Source organism: Achromobacter sp. 10T422 (genome assembly GCF_056394065.1).
Genome location: NZ_JBFTHD010000006.1, coordinates 277,088 through 294,898 on the forward strand (window position 1 = coordinate 277,088; position 17,811 = coordinate 294,898).

Below are 17,811 nucleotides of genomic sequence, written 5' to 3' on the forward strand. Positions count from 1 at the left end.
CGATTCCGCTTTCTGGCCTACAGTAGCGCGAGAATGTCGTATCGCCGGTTTCCAGCGCATCGCGCCGCCGGCAGTCCGCTCCCCTCGAAACATTGGAGGCATGAATATGGTGTTCAAGAAATTGTGCGTTGCAGCGGTCCTCGCTGTTGCGTCGGCCCCGGTCCTGGCCGCCGAATGCTCGATCGATATCGCTGGCAATGACCAGATGCAGTTCGACAAGAAGGAAATCACGGTCAGCAAAAGCTGCAAGCAGTTCACCGTGAACCTGAAGCACCCCGGCACGCTGGCCAAGAACGTCATGGGCCACAACTGGGTGCTGACCAAAACCGCCGACATGCAAGGCGCCGTGAACGACGGCATGGCTGCGGGCCTAGACAACGACTACGTGAAGAAAGACGACGCCCGCGTCATCGCCCACACCAAGGTGATTGGCGGCGGCCAAAGCGATTCCGTCACGTTCGACGTCAGCAAACTCGCTGCCGGCACCGACTACACGTACTTCTGCTCCTTCCCCGGCCACTTCGCGCTGATGAAGGGCACGCTGAAACTGGTCGACTGACCGGCGCTTGCCTGCACGGGCTCCTTGCCCCTGGTCCGCCAGGGGCAAGGAGCCCGTTTCCATTCGGCCACCCCTACAATGCCTGAGCCTCGAACACACGGAAAAGGAGCAGGCATGAGCACGGAAAAAGTAGCGATCGTGACGGCGGGCGGCAGCGGCATGGGCGCCGCCGCGGCGCGCAAGCTGGCGGCCGACGGATACCGCGTGGCCATTTTGTCTTCGTCCGGCAAGGGCGAATCGCTGGCGCAGGAACTGGGCGGGCTGGGCGTGACTGGCTCGAACCGTTCGCCCGAAGACCTGGCCCGTCTGGTCGAGACCACGCTGCAAAAATGGGGCCGCGTGGATGCCGTCGTGAACAGCGCCGGCCACGGCCCCAAGGGTCCGCTGCTTGAGATCAGCGATGACGACTGGCACCTGGGCATGGAGTTCTACCTGCTGAACGTGGTGCGCATCACCCGCTTGGTCGCCCCGGTGATGAAGCAGCAGAAGTCCGGCGCCATCGTCAACATTTCCACGTACGCCACGTTTGAACCCGAAGCGCTGTTCCCGACCTCCGGCGTGTTCCGCGCGGGTCTGGCCGCCTTCACGAAGGTCTTCTCGGACGAATACGCCGAACACAATGTGCGCATGAACAACGTGCTGCCGGGCTTTATCGACAGCCTGCCGGAAAAAGAAGACCGCCGCGTGCGCATCCCGATGGGCCGCTACGGCACCGCCGAAGAAGTGGCCGGCCTGATCGCCTTCCTGGCCTCCGACGCATCGTCCTACATCACCGGCCAGAACATCCGCATCGACGGCGGCATCACGCGTTCGGTCTGAGCCTCATGCTTATGGACTAAGCCTCTCGTCCGAATGACCGTATTGAACCGCGCCGCGCGGTTCAGTACCGTAGTTTTTCGCATTCGACGAGAGGCTGGCGATGACTGTCACCCCGGGCCAGGCGTCGCGCTTTCTGGCGCAAGCCACCTTCGGGCCCACCCCCTCACAGATTGATGCGGTTGTGCGCGACGGCTACGCCCCGTGGCTGGATGCCCAGCTGGCGATGCCGCCGTCGCAAACGCATTTCGACTGGCTGCTGCAACAGAAGAAAAACACCGAGGCCTTCAAGGGCAACGGCATCAATGCGCCGCTGGAATCCACGCTCTGGCGCAAATTCATCAGCGCCGACGACCAGGTGCGCACGCGCGTGGCGTTTGCGCTGTCGGAAATATTCGTCGTGGGGGTGCAGTCCATCACCGCGTCGTGGCCGCTGTTTGGCGCGGCGGGCTTCATGGACTTGCTGGCGGAACACGCGTTGGGCAATTATCAAACGCTGCTGACCGCCGTCACCAAGAACCTGTCGATGGGCTGCATGCTGACCTATCGCGGCAACCGCAAGGAAGACCCCAAGACCGGCCGCCACCCCGACGAGAACTATGCGCGCGAGGTCATGCAATTGTTCAGCATCGGCCTGCTGGAGCTAGCGCCCGATGGCACCGTCCGCAAAGAAAACGGCGCGCCCGTCGAAACGTACGACAACGCCGACGTGCAAGGGCTGGCGAAAGTGTTCACGGGATGGGACATCAACGGGCCAGAGACCGATGTGGAATTTCACCGGCGGCCCATGGCGCTGAACAACGCCCAGCACTCGATGGCGGAAAAGCGTTTCCTGGGCGCGGTGATTCCGCCTGGCACGGATGGGCATCTGTCGCTCAAGCGCGCCATGGACGTCATTTGTGCGCATCCGAACGTGGGGCCGTTCATCGGCATGCAGCTGATCCAGCGGCTCGTCACCAGCAACCCCAGCCCCGCTTATGTGGCGCGCGTGTCGGCTGCGTTCAATGACGACGGCAAGGGCGTGCGCGGCAACCTCAAAGCGGTGGTGCGCGCGATTTTGCTGGACCCGGAAGCGCGCAACCCCGATTTGAACGACCCCGCCTGGGGCAAGGTGCGCGAACCCATCCTGCGTTTCTCGGGCTGGGCGCGCGCCTTCGGCGCCACGTCCACCAATGGCGCGTGGGCCATGCCCGACACCACCGACAACACGATCCGGCTGGCGCAAAGCCCGATGCGGTCGGCCACGGTGTTCAACTTCTTCCGGCCCCGATATTCCCCGCCCGTCACCGAGCTGGCCAAGCGGCATCTGGTGGCGCCAGAAATGCAGATCACGGACGAGACCAGCATTGCGGGCTATCTGAACTTTTTGGCGATCTACGCCGACCGGGGGTGGGAAGACTTGCAGACGTCATACGCGCCAGAGATCGCCGTGGCCAACGACCCGCAAGCGCTGGTGGCACGCATCGTGCTGCTGTTGGCGGGCGATGCGTTCAGCGCGCAGACGGCGCGCAGCATCGCCGACGCCGTCGCCACCCTGCCCGCCAGCCGGCCGCGCGACCGCGTGCGCGCCGCGATATTGCTGGTGGCCGCCACCCCTGAATACCTGGTGCAGAAATGACGCAGCCCCACGATGCCGACCGCCGCGCGTTTCTGCTGCGCGCCTGCGCCTTGGGCGCGACGGGTGCAGCCGCCCCCCTGGCATTGAACCTTGCGGCACTGGGCGCCGCCGCAGCGCAGTCTGCACCGCCGTCGTACAAGGCGCTGGTGTGCGTGTTCCTGTATGGCGGCAACGATCCCTTCAATACGCTGGTGCCGTTTGACGATGCCGCGTACCGCGCCTACGCCGCGGCGCGCACCGACATCGCATTGCGGCGCGACACGCTGCGCGCCACCGCGCTGCGTGGCAAGGCGGCCGCGCCGGGCGGCGCGCAGTTTGCGCTGGCGCCCGCGCTGGCCCCGCTGGCACCGCTGTACGAAAACGGCCAGATGGCGGTGCTGTTGAATGTGGGGCCACTGGTGGTTCCCACCACCAAAGCGGAATACATCAGCGCCCGCGTGCCGTTGCCGCCCAAGCTGTTTTCGCATAACGACCAGCAATCGTATTGGCAGGCGCTGGCGCCCGAAGGCGCGTCATCCGGCTGGGGCGGCCGGCTCACCGACTTGTTCGCCAGCGCCAACGCGCAGCGCACGTTCACCGGCATCACGGCAGGCGGCAGCACCGTGCTGCTGGCTGGCCACAAGGTCGCCGGATACCGCGTCGGCATCAACGGGTCCACGCTGATTGAACTGCTGCACCGCGACATGTACGGCTCCAGCGCCTGCACGGCGCTGCTACGCCAACTGATCACGCAGCCGCGCGAGCACCTGATGGAACGCGAGCTATCCCGCATCGCCGCGCAATCCATTGATGCCGACACGCGTTTGCGCGCCGCGCTGGCCGATGTGGCGGTGCCGGGCGACTTCGGCTCGCCACTGGCGCAGCAGTTAAAGATCGTGGCGCGCATCATCGGCGCGCGCCAAGCCTTGGGCGCACGTCGGCAGGTGTTCTTTGTGTCGCAGAACGGCTATGACAACCACACCGGTTTGAATGACACGCACCCGGCGCTGCTGCGGGAACTGGGGCAGTCTTTGGCGGTGTTTCAGCAGGCGTTGACGACGCTGGGCGTGGCGGATCAGGTCACCACCTTCACGGCGTCCGAGTTCGGCCGCACGCTGGGGTCCAACGGCAATGGGTCAGACCACGGCTGGGGCTCGCACCATCTGGTGCTGGGCGGCGCGGTCAATGGCGGCCGCAGCTACGGCACGCATCCCGAGATCGCCCTGGATGGCCCCGGTTTCGTCGACAACGGCCGCCTGCTGCCCACGCTGGCGGTGGACCAGCTGGGCGCGTCGCTAGGCCGCTGGTTCGGCGCCGGCCGCGACGAATTGCGGCTGGTGTTTCCGAACTTGAAGCACTTTGATGCGGATGGGTTGGCGCTGCTGCCCAGTGCATGATGCGACAACACATTCCCGCCCCCGCATCACAGACGACGACGCCTGGCTACCTGGCCGCCAACTTCCGCGTGGCCGCCAGCTGTTTCCAGCGTACGGCTTCGCTTTCAATAAACGCGCCCAATTCGGCGGGCGTACTGTGGCGGACCTCGGCGCCTTGTTCGCCAATCTTCTTCACGACTGCCGGGTCCGCCAAGGCCTGATTCAACGCCTTGTTCAACGTCGTGACCACGGCGGCGTCCGCCTTGGCCGGCGCGAAGATGGCGTACCACTGCGGCACGTCCACGCCCGGCACACCGGCTTCAGCCAGCGTGGGCAAGTCGGGCAGCGCCGCCGTGCGGGTGGCACCCGCCACCGCCAGCGCCTGGATCATGCCGGACTTCAGGTGCGGATACACGCTGAACAAACTGGGGAACATCACCTGCGTGGTGCCGGACAGCGTATCCGTCAGAGCAGGCGCCGAGCCTTTGTACGGCACGTCCAGCATCTGTGTACCCGTCGCCATGTTGAAGAGTTCCCCCGCGATCGCCGGCGCGGTGCCAGGCCCGGCGGACGCAAAACTGAGCCCCTCGGGATGGTCATGGCCGTACTTCACCAGACCCGCCACATCGTGCACTGGCAAGCGGCTGGTCACGACCATGATGGTGGGGGAATCCGCCACCATGCCGATCGGCGTGAAGTCCTTGACCGGGTCGTAGTTCAGCTTCTGCATGGCGGGGTTGATGCCGTGCGTGCCGATATAGCCGAGTATCAAGGTGTAGCCATCAGCGGGCTGGCGCGCCACGTAGTCAGAGGCGATGGCCCCCTGCGCCCCAGGCTTGTTCACGACGATGACGGTCTGCCCCAGCAGTTCGCCCACCTTCTGGCCGACCACGCGTGCCAGCACATCGTTGCCGCCACCGGCTGCGGTAGGCACAACCAGCGTAATCGGGCGTTCAGGATAGGCGGCTTGCGCCGTTGCGCTCAGCGCCAGCAGCAGGGCTGCCGCGCAGGCGGTTTTCAGGGAATGGCACTTCATGATTTTGTCTCCAGAGGGATCATTGGTTTTTGTGTAAGAGGCCTTTTTGCGGGCCGCTTCAAAGGTCAGGACGTATCGCGTGCGTGGTCCGCCGCAACTAGGCGGCGGCGCGCACCTCCTGGTTGCGCTGCGCGCCTGCCAGCACATAGTGGCCCGGCACGTACAACAGGCCCTTCATGATCTTGCGCGCCGTGCGCACCAGGCCGGCCGCGCGCACAACGCCGCTTGCTGGGTCCAGTTCCACATCAATATCCATGGCGCCCGACGGGTGCTCGATCCGCACGCTGCGATAGCCCGTCTGCACGGCCGGGCCGCCGCAATCGTGCGCCACGGTGCCGGGCATGAGGAAGGCGCTTGCCACCCCCACGGCCCCCGTCGCCGCATGCGATCGATGGCACGCGCGCGGCGTGAAATAGCGGGATCGCAAGGCCAGCCCGCCGGTGGAATGTGACGGCGCCAGCAGCACGGGTTTGGGAATGACGCTTTGGGACACATCGCCCAGGCCCATCCGGCGTCCCGCCTCCAGGCGAATACGCTCCATGCGTTCCAGCAACGCGGTGTCGGCATCCAGCTGCGCGGGCGTTTCATCGCCGCGCAGGCCGAAATCACTGGCGCGCATCAGCACCATGGGCATGGCGGCGTCGATCAGCGACACCGCAACACCGTCCACCGTTTCCTGGCGCAATCCGCTGGGAAACAGCTTGCCCGTGACCGCGCCCCAGGCATCCAGAAAATTCAAACGCACGGGCGCCGCGGCGCCGGGCACGCCGTCGATACGCGCGTCGCCTTCGTAGGTCAGGTGGCCACCCGGCGTTTGCACCACCGCTTCGATGATTGCGCCCGTGTTGACGTTGTGCACCCGAACCGGGGTCACGCCTTGGCGCGCCGGGATCAAGCCTTCGTCGATCGCAAAGGGCGCGGCGCCGGACAGCATGTTGCCGCAGTTGGGGCGGGTATCGACCGTGGCGCGGTCTACCGACACCTGCGCAAACAGATAGTCGATATCGCAATCAGGCCGCGTCGAGCGCGACACAATCGCGACTTTGCTGGTCAGCGTGTTGCCGCCGCCAATGCCGTCGACCTGCAAGGCATGGGGCGAGCCCATGGCGCTCAGCAGCAGCTGGTCGCGCTGGACGGGGTCGGCCGGCAGCCAGTCGCCCAAGAAAAAGGGGCCACGCGACGTGCCGCCGCGCATCAGTACGCAAGGGATTACGGTTTCCATGGACGCCATTCTGCGACGGCACGGCTATTATTTGAATTGCAACTTACGGATGGATTAATGCATGGCACGCATCAATTTTGATTTGCAGGAATTGCAGGCTTTTGTGGCCGTGGCGGAGCGCGCCAGCTTTCGCGCCGCCGCCGACGACCTGCACCTGTCGCAACCTGCGCTCAGCCGCCGTATCGACAAGCTGGAAAGCATCCTGGGCGCGCGGCTTCTGGAACGCACGACGCGGCGCGTGGCGTTGACGCAGGTCGGGCGCGTCTTCCTTGAACGCGCGCGCACCGCCATCGACGAATTGGAAAGCGCCGTGCTCAGCATTGGCGACCTGGCCGCGCAGCGGGGCGGGCTGGTGACGGTGGCCTGCGTGCCGTCGGTGGCCTATTACTTTTTGCCGTCCGTCATCCGCGACTACACCGAACGCTTTCCCCGCATTCGCGTGCGCATCATCGACGAAACCGCCAATACCGTGCTGAACAGCGTGGTGACCGGCCGCGCCGACTTTGGCATCAGCTTTTTCGGCACCCAGGAACCCGACGTTGATTTCAAGGCGGTGCTGCGCGAGGACTTTGTGCTGGCGGTGCGCCGCGACCATCCGTTGGCCAGCCGCCGCAGCGTGTCGTGGGAAGCGCTGGCGCAGGAACGCTTCATGACGGTCGCCAAGGAAAGCGGAAACCGTCTGCTGATCGACGACGCGCTGGCCAAAAGCGGCAAACGCACGGTCAGCGCATTCGAGGTCAGCCACATCATGACGCTGCTGGGGCTGGTGGAAGCCGGCCTGGGCGTGGCCGCCGTCCCGCAACTGGCCATGCCGCAGGCGGGCCACGCCACGCTGACCAGCGTCAAGCTGGAACACCCGCGCGTCACGCGAACGCTGGGGCTGATCGCCCGCCGCCCAACAGCTCTATAACCTGATACATCAAGCCGGCAAGTCGGCCAAACGCAAGCCCGCCCCCAACCCCTAGCCTCATGACCCTGACCCACTCCCTGGCTTTACAACCCGCGTCCGACGACGATCTGCCCTTTCTGCTGGCGCTGCGCAAAGCCACCATGCAGGAACACTTGCAGCGCGCGGGTGCGCCGCTGGATGACGAGCACCATCTGGCGCGCATCCGGTACCACTTCGACGACGCCCAGATCGTCTGGCTGGATGGCCGGCCTGCCGGCCTCTTCAAGCATTACCGCGACCCGGCCGGCTGGCGCATTGTGCAGATCCAGATCGACCCGGCGTTTCAAGGCCAGGGCTTGGGCCGCCGCCTGCTGGAAGGCGTGCTGGACCAGGCCGACGCCGAAGGCGCGCCCGTCACCCTTAGCGTGCTCAAGGGCAACCCCGCCCAACGCCTGTACGCGGCGCTGGGCTTCACCCCCATCGAGGAGACCGAGCTGGAGTTTGAAATGCGATACGAGCCGGGCGCCGTCCGGCCGGTTGGCTGAACTCTGCAAATTCTTTTGGCCAGACGGGAATATTCCCGCAACGGCTGGCGTCTGTAGAGGGCAGTCTCCCCCACTTTCCTATCTACGAGGCACAACATGCGCAAACACATCGCCGCCGCCCTGGTTCTTGGTTCCGCCGCTCTGTTCTCGGCCGGCGCCCACGCCCAGGCCGTCAAAACCCAGGACGGCGTCCTGGTCAACAGCGCGGGCATGACGCTCTACACCTTCGACAAGGACGCCGGAGGCAAGAGCGCCTGCAACGACCAGTGCGCCAAGATCTGGCCGCCCGTCGCCGCCCCCGCCGACGCCAAAGCCATGGGCGACCTGACCGTCATCACCCGCGACGACGGCTCCAAGCAATGGGCCTACAAGGGCAAGCCCGTGTACCTGTACGCCAAGGACACGAAACCGGGCGACAAGACCGGTGACAACTTCAAGGACGTCTGGCACGTCATCAAGCCCTGATCCGGATCGCCCGCGCCGCCGTATCCCACCATGCGCGCCGAAGACGAAGCCCTGATCCTCGCCTGCATCCCCAGCCTGCGGCGTTATGCCCGCGGGCTGACGGGCGACCCGCACCGGGCCGATGACCTGGTTCAGGACACGCTGGAGCGCGCATGGAGCCGCTATTCGCGTTGGCAACGGCGCGGTGAACTTCGCGCCTGGATGTTCGGCATCATGCATAACCATTTCATCGACGGCGTGCGCGCCAATGGCAGGCGAGCGGATCAGGCCGCGCTGGGTGACATGCCCGATGCGCCGGTACGCGCCACGCAAACCGATCACCTGGAGGTGCGCGACCTGGACCGCTGCCTGCAAGCCCTGCCGGCCGAGCAGCGGGAAGTGCTGTTGCTGATTTGCGTGGAAGACCTGTCCTACCAGGAAGCCGCGCAGGTGCTGGACGTGCCGATTGGCACAGTCATGTCCCGGCTGTCGCGCGCCCGTGAAAAGCTGGGCGCGCTGATGCAAGGACGCGACTCGGTCAGCCGGCTGCATCGCGTGAAATGACATGAACGACAAACACCTGCATCCGATCCCGACAACGGGTTCCCCCATTACCGAAGCCGATCTGCATGCCTATGCAGACGGCCAGTTGCCCCCTGCCCGCCACGCCGAGGTTGACGCCTTTCTGGCCGCGCACCCGCAGGACCAGACCCGCGTGAACGACTGGCAGGCGCAACGCCGCGCGTTGCACGCCCTGCTCGACCCGGTGCTGGATGAGCCGCTACCGCTGCGTTTGCCGTTGAAACCGCCGGCCCGCGAATTCCCATGGCGCGCGTTGGCGGCGGGCGTGGCCATTGCCGCCGTCAGCGCCAGCGCCGCCTGGATGACGCGCGGGGCCATGGACGCGCGGCATCTGCAAACCGTGCTGGCCATCGCCAGCCCCGAGCGCGCGGCGGGCGGCTATGCCCAACGCGCGGCGATCGCGCACGCCGTGTATGCGCCCGACATGGGCCGCCCGGTCGAAGTCAGCGCCGATAACGAAAAAGGCCTGGTGACGTGGTTGACCAAGCGCATGGGCGCACCGGTGCGCGCGCCGTCCTTGTCAAAGGCCGGTTATGAACTGGTGGGCGGGCGCTTGCTGCCCGGCGGTTCCGGGCCGGTGGCGCAATTCATGTACGGCGCGGCAGATGGCCAGCGCCTGACGCTTTATGTGACGCGAGAAGCCGCAGGCGGACAGACGGCGTTTCAGTTCACGCAGGAAGGGCCGGTGCGGGTGTTTTATTGGGTAGAGGGGCAGTTCGGCTACGCGCTGTCTGGCGCGGTCAGCCGGGATGAATTGCAGCGCGTGTCAGAAGAGGTCTACAAGCAATTGCAGGGGTGAAGAACGGCGTGCGTTCGGCACCCGCGTGTTGAACGACGATTCCAGGCACGCAAGCCGTCGCTTCCGCCCCATCAGCCGCCGCCCTTCTCCCGCGCCTCATGCAGCATGTGCAGCGTAATTTTCCGCACCTCGGCCTTGCTCATCTCGATATGCGAACGCAGCATCCGCGCCGCCTCATCACCCCGGCGCGCCAGCACCGCGCGCAGGATCGCGGCATGTTCATCGTAGGTGGCATCCACGCGAAAATCCTTGGTGAAGTCCAGCCGCCGCACGATGCGGATTTTCTCCGTGACGTCGCGGTGAATCTGCGTCATCTCCGGGTTGCCGGCGGCCGCCACCAATGAACAATGAAATGCCTCATCCAGCTGCGCCACCAGCCGCCCATCCAGAATGCGTTGCGGCGGCGGCACCAGCCACACGTCTTTCAACGCGCCCAGAATGCCGGACTCATCCATGGTTTCGCGCCCACACAACTTATCCACCGCCGCCTGCTCCAGCACCACGCGCACGTCGTACAGGGCTTCGAAGCGCTCGAAGTCGAACGGCCGCACCTGCCAGCCGCTGCGCGGGCGCGCCAGCACGAAACCTTCGCGCTCAAGCCGCGCCAGGCCCAGCCGCACCGGCGTGCGGCTGACCCCAAGACGCGCCACCAGATCCGCTTCGGTGAAGCGTTCTCCGGGCAGCATGCGGAAGTCGAACAGGTCGTCCTTGATGCGCTGATAGACCTGATCCGCCAGCGACCCGGCAAGCGCTGGCGCCTGCCGGATTGCCGGGCTCACCTGCACGGATTCCAGACGCATCATCCCGCCACGGCGCAGGTCGCGTCTTCTGCCAGCACCACCAGCGGGTCGCCAGCATTGACCGGTTTACCCGGCACGCAGCGAATCGCGGTGACGATGCCCGAAGACGGCGCGATGACGGACAGCTCCATCTTCATGGCTTCCACCACCACCAGCGTGTCGCCCGCCGACACGCTCTGCCCCACCTGGACGGGAATCTTCCAGATGTTGCCGCACATGTCGGCGCTGACCAGGCGTTCGCCGTCACGCAACGCCGTCTCGGCTTCGGCTTCGGGTTCAAGGGCGGTCTGCTCCGCCGCAACATCCTCGGTTTTCCACAAGGCCACTTCCGCGTCGAACGCGCTCTTCTGGCGCTTCTGGAATATGGCGATGCTGTCCGCCTGCTCGGCCAAAAACTGCTGGTGCGCGGCGAAGTCGAACACCTCTTCTTCGATGCGCACCGTGGCGCGGCCTTCGCGGAAGTCTTCGCGCAACACGTCGAGCTCGGCTTCGGTCACCGGATAGAAGCGCACCTGATCAAAGAAGCGCAGCAGCCACGGCTTGCCGTCCTGGAACACGGGGTTCTTCAGGAATTTGTTCCAGATGGGCAAGGTGCGGCCCACCAGTTGATAGCCGCCCGGCGAATCCATGCCGTAGATGCACATGTACACGCCGCCAATACCCACCGTGCCTTCGGCCGTGAAGGTGCGCGCGGGGTTGTACTTGGACGTCAACAGACGATGGCGCGGGTCGATCGGCACCGCGCAGGGCGCGCCCAGATACACATCGCCCAGCCCCATGATCAGGTAGCTGGCGTCGAACACGATATCGCGCACGTCGTTACGGCTGGCCAGCCCGTTGATGCGCTGGATGAAGTCCACATTGTTCGGCAGCCAGGGCGCGTTGGCGCGCACGGTTTCCTGATAGCGCTGCACGGCGCCCAGCGTTGCCGAATCTTCAAATGCCATCGGCAGGTAGACGACACGCGTCGGCACCTTCAGCGTAGCCACATCGGCCAGCCCGGCTTCGATTTCCAGCAGCCGCGCAATCAGCGCGCCTTGCAGAATCTGGCGGCTGTCATAACGAATTTGCAGCGAACGCACGCCCGGCGACAGCTCATGCACGCCCGCGATGGGGTCGGCGTTCAGCGCTTCCATCAGCAAATGGATGCGCATGCGCAGCGCCAGGTCGAGCACGTTGTCGCCGTACTCCAGCAGCAGATAACCGTCACCTGCTTGCCGGTACGACACCGACGGCCGCGAGCCTTCCGCCGACAGCGCGGCAACGATCGTCTCTGACACCGTCGCCGGCACCGGTGACGGGGCCGTCGCAGCGGGCGCCACGGACGACAAGGCCGCCACGCTTTGATCCTGCGCGGCTTCCAATGCCACGGCCTGCGGATAGTCGATGCGCACAAAGCGGATGCGGTCGCCCGGTTTCACTTGGCCCACCTTCCACAGCTCGGCGCGCGCAATCGTGACGGGGCAGACAAAGCCGCCCAGGCTGGGGCCGTCGCGCGTCAGAATCACAGGGCTGTCGCCCGTGAAGTTGATGCTGCCAATCGCGTATTCGCAATCGTGGATGTTGGACGGGTGCAAGCCGGCTTCACCGCCGTTCTCGCGCGCCCAGGTGGGCTTGGGGCCGATCAATCGCACGCCCAAACGGTTCGAGTTGTAGTGCACTTCCCAGTCCGCCGCGAAGAAGGTCTCGATGGCTTCGGGCTGGAAGAAGTCTGGCGCGCCATGCGGGCCGTAGAGCACGCCGATTTCCCAGGTGTTGCCATAGACGGGAATCAAATCGGCGGGCGCGCCTTGCGGCTCCGCCACGGGCGGCGTGGCCGTCTGGCCAGCCAGCTCCGGGCGCACCCGCGGCAGCATGTCGCCCACGCGCAGCGTGCGGCCGGCGTGTCCGCCGAACTGGCCCAAGGCGAAGGTCGAGCGGCTGCCCAAATAGACCGGCACGTCCAGGCCGTTGCGCACGGCCAGATAGCTGCGGCAGCCCGACAGCGCGCGGCCGGTGGCCAGCACCTGCCCCGACTTCACCGCGATGGGCTGCCACATCGGCACCGGTTCGCCGTCCAGCGTGGCGGCGCATTCAGCGCCTGTCAGTGCCACGATGGCGTCGCCATGAAAGCGCAGCGTGGGTCCGACGAGCGTGGCTTCGATGCCTGCCGCATCTGGCGCGTTGCCGACGATGCGGTTGGCCACGCGAAACGCGTAGTCGTCCATCGGGCCTGATGGCGGCACGCCGATATCCCAATAGCCCGCACGCCCCGGGTAATCCTGCACGCTGGTGTAGGTGCCGGCTTCCAGCACTTCGATGGCCGCAGGCCGGTACGCGAAGCTTTCCAGAAAGCGCGTGGACAGCTTGCCCGCGCGGAAACGTTCGTCGTCAACGATCTGGCGCAGGTAATCCAGGTTGGTCGCAATGCCGTGCAAGCGAGTGCGCGCCAAGGCGTCCGCCAGCTTGTCCAGCGCGGCGTCGCGCGTGTCCGCGTGCACGATCAGCTTGGCCAGCATGGGGTCGTAGAAAGCAGGCACGTCGGTGCCGGTGGCCACCCAGCCATCGACCCGCACGCCGTCTGGGAAGAACACTTCCGTCAACACACCTGGCGACGGCTGGAACTGGCGCAGCGGGTCTTCAGCGTACAGGCGCACTTCAATGGAGGCGCCCTGCGGCGCGCGCGACATCGCGTCGATATCCAGCGCTTCGCCCGCCGCCACGCGCAGCATGCATTCCACCAGGTCCAGCCCGGTGACGGCTTCGGTCACCGGGTGCTCCACCTGCAAGCGCGTGTTGACCTCAAGGAAATAGAAGCTGTCGCGCGCCGGGTCGTAGATGAATTCCACAGTGCCGGCCGAGCGGTAATTGACCGACTCACCCAATTGCACGGCGGCCGCCAGCAGCGCCGCGCGGGTCGCAGCCGGCAACAAGGGCGCGGGCGTTTCCTCGATGACTTTCTGATTGCGCCGCTGCACCGAGCAATCGCGTTCGCCCAGCGCCAGCACGCGGCCCGCGCCGTCGCCAAAAATCTGCACTTCCACGTGCCGCGCGTTATCCACATACCGCTCAATGAACGCGCCGCCATCGCGGAAAAAATGTTCGCCCATGCGCTGCACGCTGTCGAACGCCACCGTCAGTTCGGCCTCGTTCTCGCAGCGCGACAAGCCAATGCCGCCCCCGCCCGCCGTGCTCTTCAACATCACCGGGTAGCCGATGCGTTCGGCCTGCGACAGCGCTTCGCCCAGGCTGGCCAACAGACCAGTGCCCGGCGTCATCGGCACGCCCGCTTCCGCCGCCAGTTCGCGCGAGCGATGCTTCAAACCAAACTCGCGAATCTGCAAGGGCGTGGGGCCGACGAACGCAATACCCGCCGCTTCGCAGGCGTCGGCGAACTCCGCGCTTTCAGACAGAAAACCGTAGCCGGGGTAGATGGCTTGCGCGCCATGCTCACGCGCGGCGGCCAGCAACAAGTCCATGCGCAGATAGCTGTCAGCGGCCTTCTCGCCGCCCAGCGCCACGGCCACGTCGGCCTCGCGCACGTGCGCGGCATTGCGGTCCGGGTCGGAATACACGGCCACGCTACGGATGCCCAACCGCTTCAGGGTGCGGATGGCGCGGACGGCGATCTCGCCGCGGTTGGCAATCAGAACGGTATCGAACACGATGCGGCTCCCAAGTGTCTTGCGTACAGGGTTATCGGAGATCAGCGGGCAACATTCAGGCTGGCCAGGTAGGCGCGCCAGCCGCCGAAAGCGGTGATGTCGCGCGCACCATCCAGGCCGCGCGGCTCGCAGATGAAGCCCTTGACCAGCCGGCCGTCTTCCAGCTCCAGCGTGCCGATGCCCAGCGGCGCGGGAATCTCGGCCACGAACGCGCCGAATGCCGTCACCGGCACATCCCAAAGCTCCACGTCAATCGGCGCGCCGGACTCGGACTTGACCAGCCCCGGCTTGGGCGGCGTGGTGTTGGCCAGCGCATACAGGCGGTAGTCATCCGCCGTGCGGGTCTTTTCCACCAGCACGGCATGGCGCGAGGTCAGTTGATGGTTCAGCGGCATGCCCGTCAGGTGCGCACCCACCACCGCCACGCGCACGGTGTCGGCAGGCGGCTTGGCGGCATCCACGCCCGCGGGCAACGGCGCACCGGTTGCGCCCAGCGGCAGGCCGCGTTGCGCTTGCCACAGGCGGCCAAACTGCGCCAGCGCGTGGTCTTGCCAGGCCAGGCCGATCAGCGTGATGCCCGACGGCAAGCCATCGGCGCGCATGCCCGCCGGCACCGCCAACGCCGACAAGTCCGCCAGGTTGGCAAAGTTGGTGTACACGCCCAGCCGCGAATTCAGCGTGACCGGGTCGGCCTGCAATTGGGCAATGGTGTAGATGGACGGCGACGTCGGCACCACCAGCGCATCGAACCCCGCCAGCGCTTGATGAATCTGGCGCGTCAGTTCCGCGCGGCGGTACTCGGCCTTGAACGCGTCCACTGCGTTGTAGTTCGCCGCCTGCTCGACAATGCCGCGCACAACGGGGTTGATGACCTCTGGCGTGGCTTTCCACAAGGCTTCAACGGCCGCGAAACGCTCGGCCACCCACGGGCCTTGATACAGCAGCGCGGCCAGTTCATTGAAGGGCGTGAAGTCAATCGCCTCCACTTCTGCGCCCGTGTCTTTCAGCGCGCGCACGGCGTCTTCGAACACGGCAGCGGCTTGGGTGTCGCCGAAGAATTCCAGCGTGGCAGGCACCGCCAGTTTGGGCGCACGCGGCCACGGCAGCGATGCGCCGGCTGGCATGGCGCGCGAATACGGGTCGCGCTCATCAAAGCCGCCCGCCACGTCGGCCACGAGTTCGGCGTCAGCCACCGTCAGCGCAAAGATCGACACGCAATCCAGCGTGCGGCACGCAGGCACCACGCCCGCCGTGCTGAGCCAGCCCTTGGTCGGCTTCAGCCCCACGATGTTGTTGAAACCTGCCGGCACGCGGCCCGAGCCCGCCGTGTCGGTGCCCAGCGAAAACGCCGCGATGCCGCGCGCCACCACCGAGGCCGAGCCCGAGCTGGAACCGCCGCTGACGTACTCGGGGTTGAACGTGTTGGCCACCGCACCGTGCGGCGAACGCGTGCCGACGAGCCCGGTCGCGAATTGATCCAGATTGGTCTTGCCGATCAGGATGGCGCCGGCCGCGCGCAGCCGCTGCACGACGGTGGCATCTTCACCCGGCGTGTACGCGAATTCGGGGCAGGCGGCGGTCGTGGGCCAGCCGGCCGCGTCGATGTTGTCCTTGATGGCGAACGGCACGCCATACAGCGGCAAGCGCGCCATGTCGCCACCCACGGCCTCCAGCATCAGCCGCAGGCCGTCCAGCTGTTCGTCCAGCGTGGCGCGGTCAACCCGCTGAATCCAGGCGTTGTCGGCGGGGCCATCGGGGGTGTCTGCATAAGCGGCCAACAGCACATCGGGCTGCGCGCCGTCTTCCCGATAGGCGGCCTGCCATTGCGCAATCGTCCAACCGACGGGGCTTTTCTGCGTTGCTGCGGCATTCATGCTGGAATCCTTTCTTGTATACAAGTACGGATACCCAAGCAATCGCCGTGCCATGTTGGCGGGCTTTTTCGCTTTCCCTCTGGAACCCCCGGGTAGACGTCACCGAACCCCGTTCCCGCACCATCGCCTCGTCGCATCGCGCGCACCGCAAACGGGCAAGCTGCGCACCTGTTTTGTGCATGCAGCACGGTTTTGAACCGCCCAGCCGCTGCGCAAACACGCCGCACGCATTCACGTAAACACCCCCTCTTCATACAGCGGCGCGCCCCCTGCCGCGCACTTGGCATGCCTTTTGCTTTGATGTCCAGGTTGTCGGGTGTTGTTCAGATCGTTCCTGCCGGCCAAGCCGGCACATTCCATCCAGGAGTCACCATGAAACGCAGACTAGCCCTTAAGCAACTGACCGCCGTGAGCCTGTTGGCCATGTCCGGATGGATGCCTCAGGTATTTGCCGCCGAAGACACCATCAAGGTCGGCATCCTGCATTCCCTGTCGGGCACCATGGCCATCTCGGAGACGTCATTGAAAGACGTCGCGCTGATGACCATCGACGAAATCAACGCCAACGGCGGCGTGATGGGCAAGAAGCTGGAAGCCGTGGTGGTGGACCCGGCCTCGAACTGGCCGCTGTTTGCCGAGAAGTCGCGTCAGCTGTTGTCGCAGGACAAGGTGGCGGCGGTGTTTGGCTGCTGGACGTCGGTGTCGCGCAAGTCGGTGCTGCCGGTGTTCAAAGAGCTGAACGGCCTGCTCTTCTACCCGGTGCAGTACGAAGGCGAAGAGCTTGAGAAGAACGTGTTCTACACGGGCGCCGCGCCCAACCAGCAAGCGATTCCCGCCGTTGAATACCTGATGAGCGAAGACGGTGGCGGCGCCAAGCGCTTCGTGCTGCTGGGCACTGACTACGTCTACCCGCGCACGACCAACAAGATCCTGCGCGCCTTCCTGCATTCCAAGGGCGTCAAAGACAGCGACATCGACGAGGTCTACACCCCCTTCGGCCATTCCGACTACCAGACCATCGTCGCCAACATCAAGAAGTTCGCCACCGGCGGCAAGACGGCCGTCATCTCCACCATCAACGGCGACTCCAACGTGCCGTTCTACAAGGAACTGGGCAACGCAGGCCTGAAGGCCACCGACGTGCCGGTCGTGGCGTTCTCGGTGGGCGAAGAAGAACTGCGCGGCGTAGACACCAAGCCGCTCGTGGGCCACCTGGCCGCGTGGAACTACTTCCAGTCGGTGAAGAACCCGGTCAACGAGGAATTCATCAAGAAGTGGAAGGCCTATGCCAAGGCCAAGAACCTGCCGAACGCCAGCACGGTCGTGACGAATGACCCGATGGAAGCCACTTACGTCGGCATCTACATGTGGAAGCAGGCGGTGGAGCAAGCCAAGACCACCGATGTGGACAAGGTGATTGCGGCGATGGGCGGCCAGAAGTTCAACGCGCCTGACGGCTACACCATCGAAATGGACAAGACCAACCACCACCTGCACAAGCCGGTCTACATCGGTGAAATCAAGGCGGACGGCCAGTTCAACGTGGTGTGGAAGAGCAAGGGCCCGATCCGCGCTCAACCCTGGAGCCCGTACATCCCGGGTAACGAAGGCAAGCAAGGCCTCTAAGC

General features: G+C 65.5%; 15 protein-coding genes. 10 read left to right on the forward strand and 5 right to left on the reverse strand.

Going from position 1 to position 17,811, the window contains the following annotated elements:
- Positions 1-106: 106 nt before the first annotated feature.
- The 4 genes from azu (at position 107) to AC1DB0_RS17790 (ending at position 4,369) form a co-directional block, all read left to right on the forward strand.
- On the forward strand, positions 107-559 hold the full coding sequence (gene azu, locus AC1DB0_RS17775; protein WP_175170049.1) for an azurin: 453 nt from the start codon (positions 107-109) through the stop codon (positions 557-559).
- Between the two features lie 114 nt (positions 560-673).
- The gene (locus tag AC1DB0_RS17780; protein WP_054422599.1) at positions 674-1,378 is read left to right on the forward strand and encodes an SDR family oxidoreductase; all 705 of its coding nucleotides are present in this window, start codon (positions 674-676) and stop codon (positions 1,376-1,378) included.
- A gap of 100 nt (positions 1,379-1,478) precedes the next feature.
- Entirely contained in the window at positions 1,479-2,993 is a 1,515-nt protein-coding gene (locus AC1DB0_RS17785; RefSeq protein WP_476757980.1) for a DUF1800 domain-containing protein, read from the forward strand.
- On the forward strand, positions 2,990-4,369 hold the full coding sequence (locus AC1DB0_RS17790) for a DUF1501 domain-containing protein (RefSeq protein WP_476757979.1): 1,380 nt from the start codon (positions 2,990-2,992) through the stop codon (positions 4,367-4,369). The genes AC1DB0_RS17785 and AC1DB0_RS17790 overlap by 4 nt, the downstream gene beginning before the upstream one ends.
- A 46-nt stretch (positions 4,370-4,415) precedes the next feature.
- Here AC1DB0_RS17790 and AC1DB0_RS17795 read toward each other — a convergent pair whose 3' ends face one another.
- Complete coding sequence (locus tag AC1DB0_RS17795) at positions 4,416-5,384, reverse strand: tripartite tricarboxylate transporter substrate binding protein (RefSeq protein WP_476757978.1); 969 nt, start codon at positions 5,382-5,384, stop codon at positions 4,416-4,418.
- A 97-nt stretch (positions 5,385-5,481) separates the two neighbouring features.
- The gene (locus AC1DB0_RS17800) at positions 5,482-6,606 is read right to left on the reverse strand and encodes a 4-oxalomesaconate tautomerase (RefSeq protein WP_476757977.1); all 1,125 of its coding nucleotides are present in this window, start codon (positions 6,604-6,606) and stop codon (positions 5,482-5,484) included.
- A 61-nt stretch (positions 6,607-6,667) separates the two neighbouring features.
- Here AC1DB0_RS17800 and AC1DB0_RS17805 point away from each other — a divergent pair, with 61 nt between their 5' ends.
- The 5 genes from AC1DB0_RS17805 (at position 6,668) to AC1DB0_RS17825 (ending at position 9,865) form a co-directional block, all read left to right on the forward strand.
- Positions 6,668-7,516, forward strand: a complete 849-nt coding sequence (locus AC1DB0_RS17805; protein ID WP_476757976.1) for a LysR family transcriptional regulator — start codon at positions 6,668-6,670, stop codon at positions 7,514-7,516.
- Between the two features lie 59 nt (positions 7,517-7,575).
- Positions 7,576-8,040 carry a GNAT family N-acetyltransferase gene (locus AC1DB0_RS17810; protein WP_054422604.1) on the forward strand — a complete coding sequence of 155 codons (465 nt, stop codon included), beginning with the start codon at positions 7,576-7,578 and terminating at the stop codon, positions 8,038-8,040.
- A gap of 96 nt (positions 8,041-8,136) precedes the next feature.
- Positions 8,137-8,505: a COG4315 family predicted lipoprotein gene (locus AC1DB0_RS17815; RefSeq protein ID WP_054422605.1), complete on the forward strand. Its 369-nt coding sequence runs from the start codon at positions 8,137-8,139 to the stop codon at positions 8,503-8,505.
- Positions 8,506-8,535: 30 nt separating this feature from the next.
- Positions 8,536-9,048 carry an RNA polymerase sigma factor gene (locus AC1DB0_RS17820; RefSeq protein ID WP_054422606.1) on the forward strand — a complete coding sequence of 171 codons (513 nt, stop codon included), beginning with the start codon at positions 8,536-8,538 and terminating at the stop codon, positions 9,046-9,048.
- Position 9,049: 1 nt separating this feature from the next.
- Entirely contained in the window at positions 9,050-9,865 is an 816-nt protein-coding gene (locus tag AC1DB0_RS17825; protein WP_476757975.1) for an anti-sigma factor family protein, read from the forward strand.
- A gap of 71 nt (positions 9,866-9,936) precedes the next feature.
- On the opposite strand, the gene AC1DB0_RS17830 is transcribed toward AC1DB0_RS17825, so the two are convergent.
- Genes AC1DB0_RS17830 through atzF form a run of 3 tightly spaced genes read right to left on the reverse strand, consistent with a single transcriptional unit; the run spans position 9,937 to position 16,183 of the window.
- Positions 9,937-10,668, reverse strand: coding sequence for a GntR family transcriptional regulator (locus AC1DB0_RS17830; protein WP_054422608.1), 732 nt, complete (start codon positions 10,666-10,668; stop codon positions 9,937-9,939).
- Entirely contained in the window at positions 10,665-14,309 is a 3,645-nt protein-coding gene (gene uca / locus AC1DB0_RS17835) for an urea carboxylase (RefSeq protein ID WP_476757974.1), read from the reverse strand. The genes AC1DB0_RS17830 and uca overlap by 4 nt, the downstream gene beginning before the upstream one ends.
- Positions 14,310-14,350: 41 nt before the next feature.
- On the reverse strand, positions 14,351-16,183 hold the full coding sequence (atzF, locus tag AC1DB0_RS17840; RefSeq protein ID WP_476757973.1) for an allophanate hydrolase: 1,833 nt from the start codon (positions 16,181-16,183) through the stop codon (positions 14,351-14,353).
- A gap of 372 nt (positions 16,184-16,555) precedes the next feature.
- Here atzF and urtA point away from each other — a divergent pair, with 372 nt between their 5' ends.
- Complete coding sequence (urtA, locus tag AC1DB0_RS17845; protein ID WP_054422611.1) at positions 16,556-17,809, forward strand: urea ABC transporter substrate-binding protein; 1,254 nt, start codon at positions 16,556-16,558, stop codon at positions 17,807-17,809.
- Positions 17,810-17,811: the final 2 nt, after the last annotated feature.

Excerpts from the sequence above, each read along its gene's own strand:
- AC1DB0_RS17830 (WP_054422608.1), bottom strand. The coding sequence starts at position 10,668 with ATGATGCGTCTGGAATCCGTGCAGGTGAGCCCGGCAATCCGGCAGGCG.
- atzF (WP_476757973.1), bottom strand. The coding sequence starts at position 16,183 with ATGAATGCCGCAGCAACGCAGAAAAGCCCCGTCGGTTGGACGATTGCG.
- AC1DB0_RS17805 (WP_476757976.1), top strand. The coding sequence starts at position 6,668 with ATGGCACGCATCAATTTTGATTTGCAGGAATTGCAGGCTTTTGTGGCC.
- AC1DB0_RS17815 (WP_054422605.1), top strand. The coding sequence starts at position 8,137 with ATGCGCAAACACATCGCCGCCGCCCTGGTTCTTGGTTCCGCCGCTCTG.
- AC1DB0_RS17825 (WP_476757975.1), top strand. The coding sequence starts at position 9,050 with ATGAACGACAAACACCTGCATCCGATCCCGACAACGGGTTCCCCCATT.
- AC1DB0_RS17785 (WP_476757980.1), top strand. The coding sequence starts at position 1,479 with ATGACTGTCACCCCGGGCCAGGCGTCGCGCTTTCTGGCGCAAGCCACC.
- urtA (WP_054422611.1), top strand. The coding sequence starts at position 16,556 with ATGAAACGCAGACTAGCCCTTAAGCAACTGACCGCCGTGAGCCTGTTG.
- AC1DB0_RS17795 (WP_476757978.1), bottom strand. The coding sequence starts at position 5,384 with ATGAAGTGCCATTCCCTGAAAACCGCCTGCGCGGCAGCCCTGCTGCTG.
- AC1DB0_RS17800 (WP_476757977.1), bottom strand. The coding sequence starts at position 6,606 with ATGGAAACCGTAATCCCTTGCGTACTGATGCGCGGCGGCACGTCGCGT.
- AC1DB0_RS17780 (WP_054422599.1), top strand. The coding sequence starts at position 674 with ATGAGCACGGAAAAAGTAGCGATCGTGACGGCGGGCGGCAGCGGCATG.
- AC1DB0_RS17810 (WP_054422604.1), top strand. The coding sequence starts at position 7,576 with ATGACCCTGACCCACTCCCTGGCTTTACAACCCGCGTCCGACGACGAT.
- AC1DB0_RS17820 (WP_054422606.1), top strand. The coding sequence starts at position 8,536 with ATGCGCGCCGAAGACGAAGCCCTGATCCTCGCCTGCATCCCCAGCCTG.
- azu (WP_175170049.1), top strand. The coding sequence starts at position 107 with ATGGTGTTCAAGAAATTGTGCGTTGCAGCGGTCCTCGCTGTTGCGTCG.
- AC1DB0_RS17790 (WP_476757979.1), top strand. The coding sequence starts at position 2,990 with ATGACGCAGCCCCACGATGCCGACCGCCGCGCGTTTCTGCTGCGCGCC.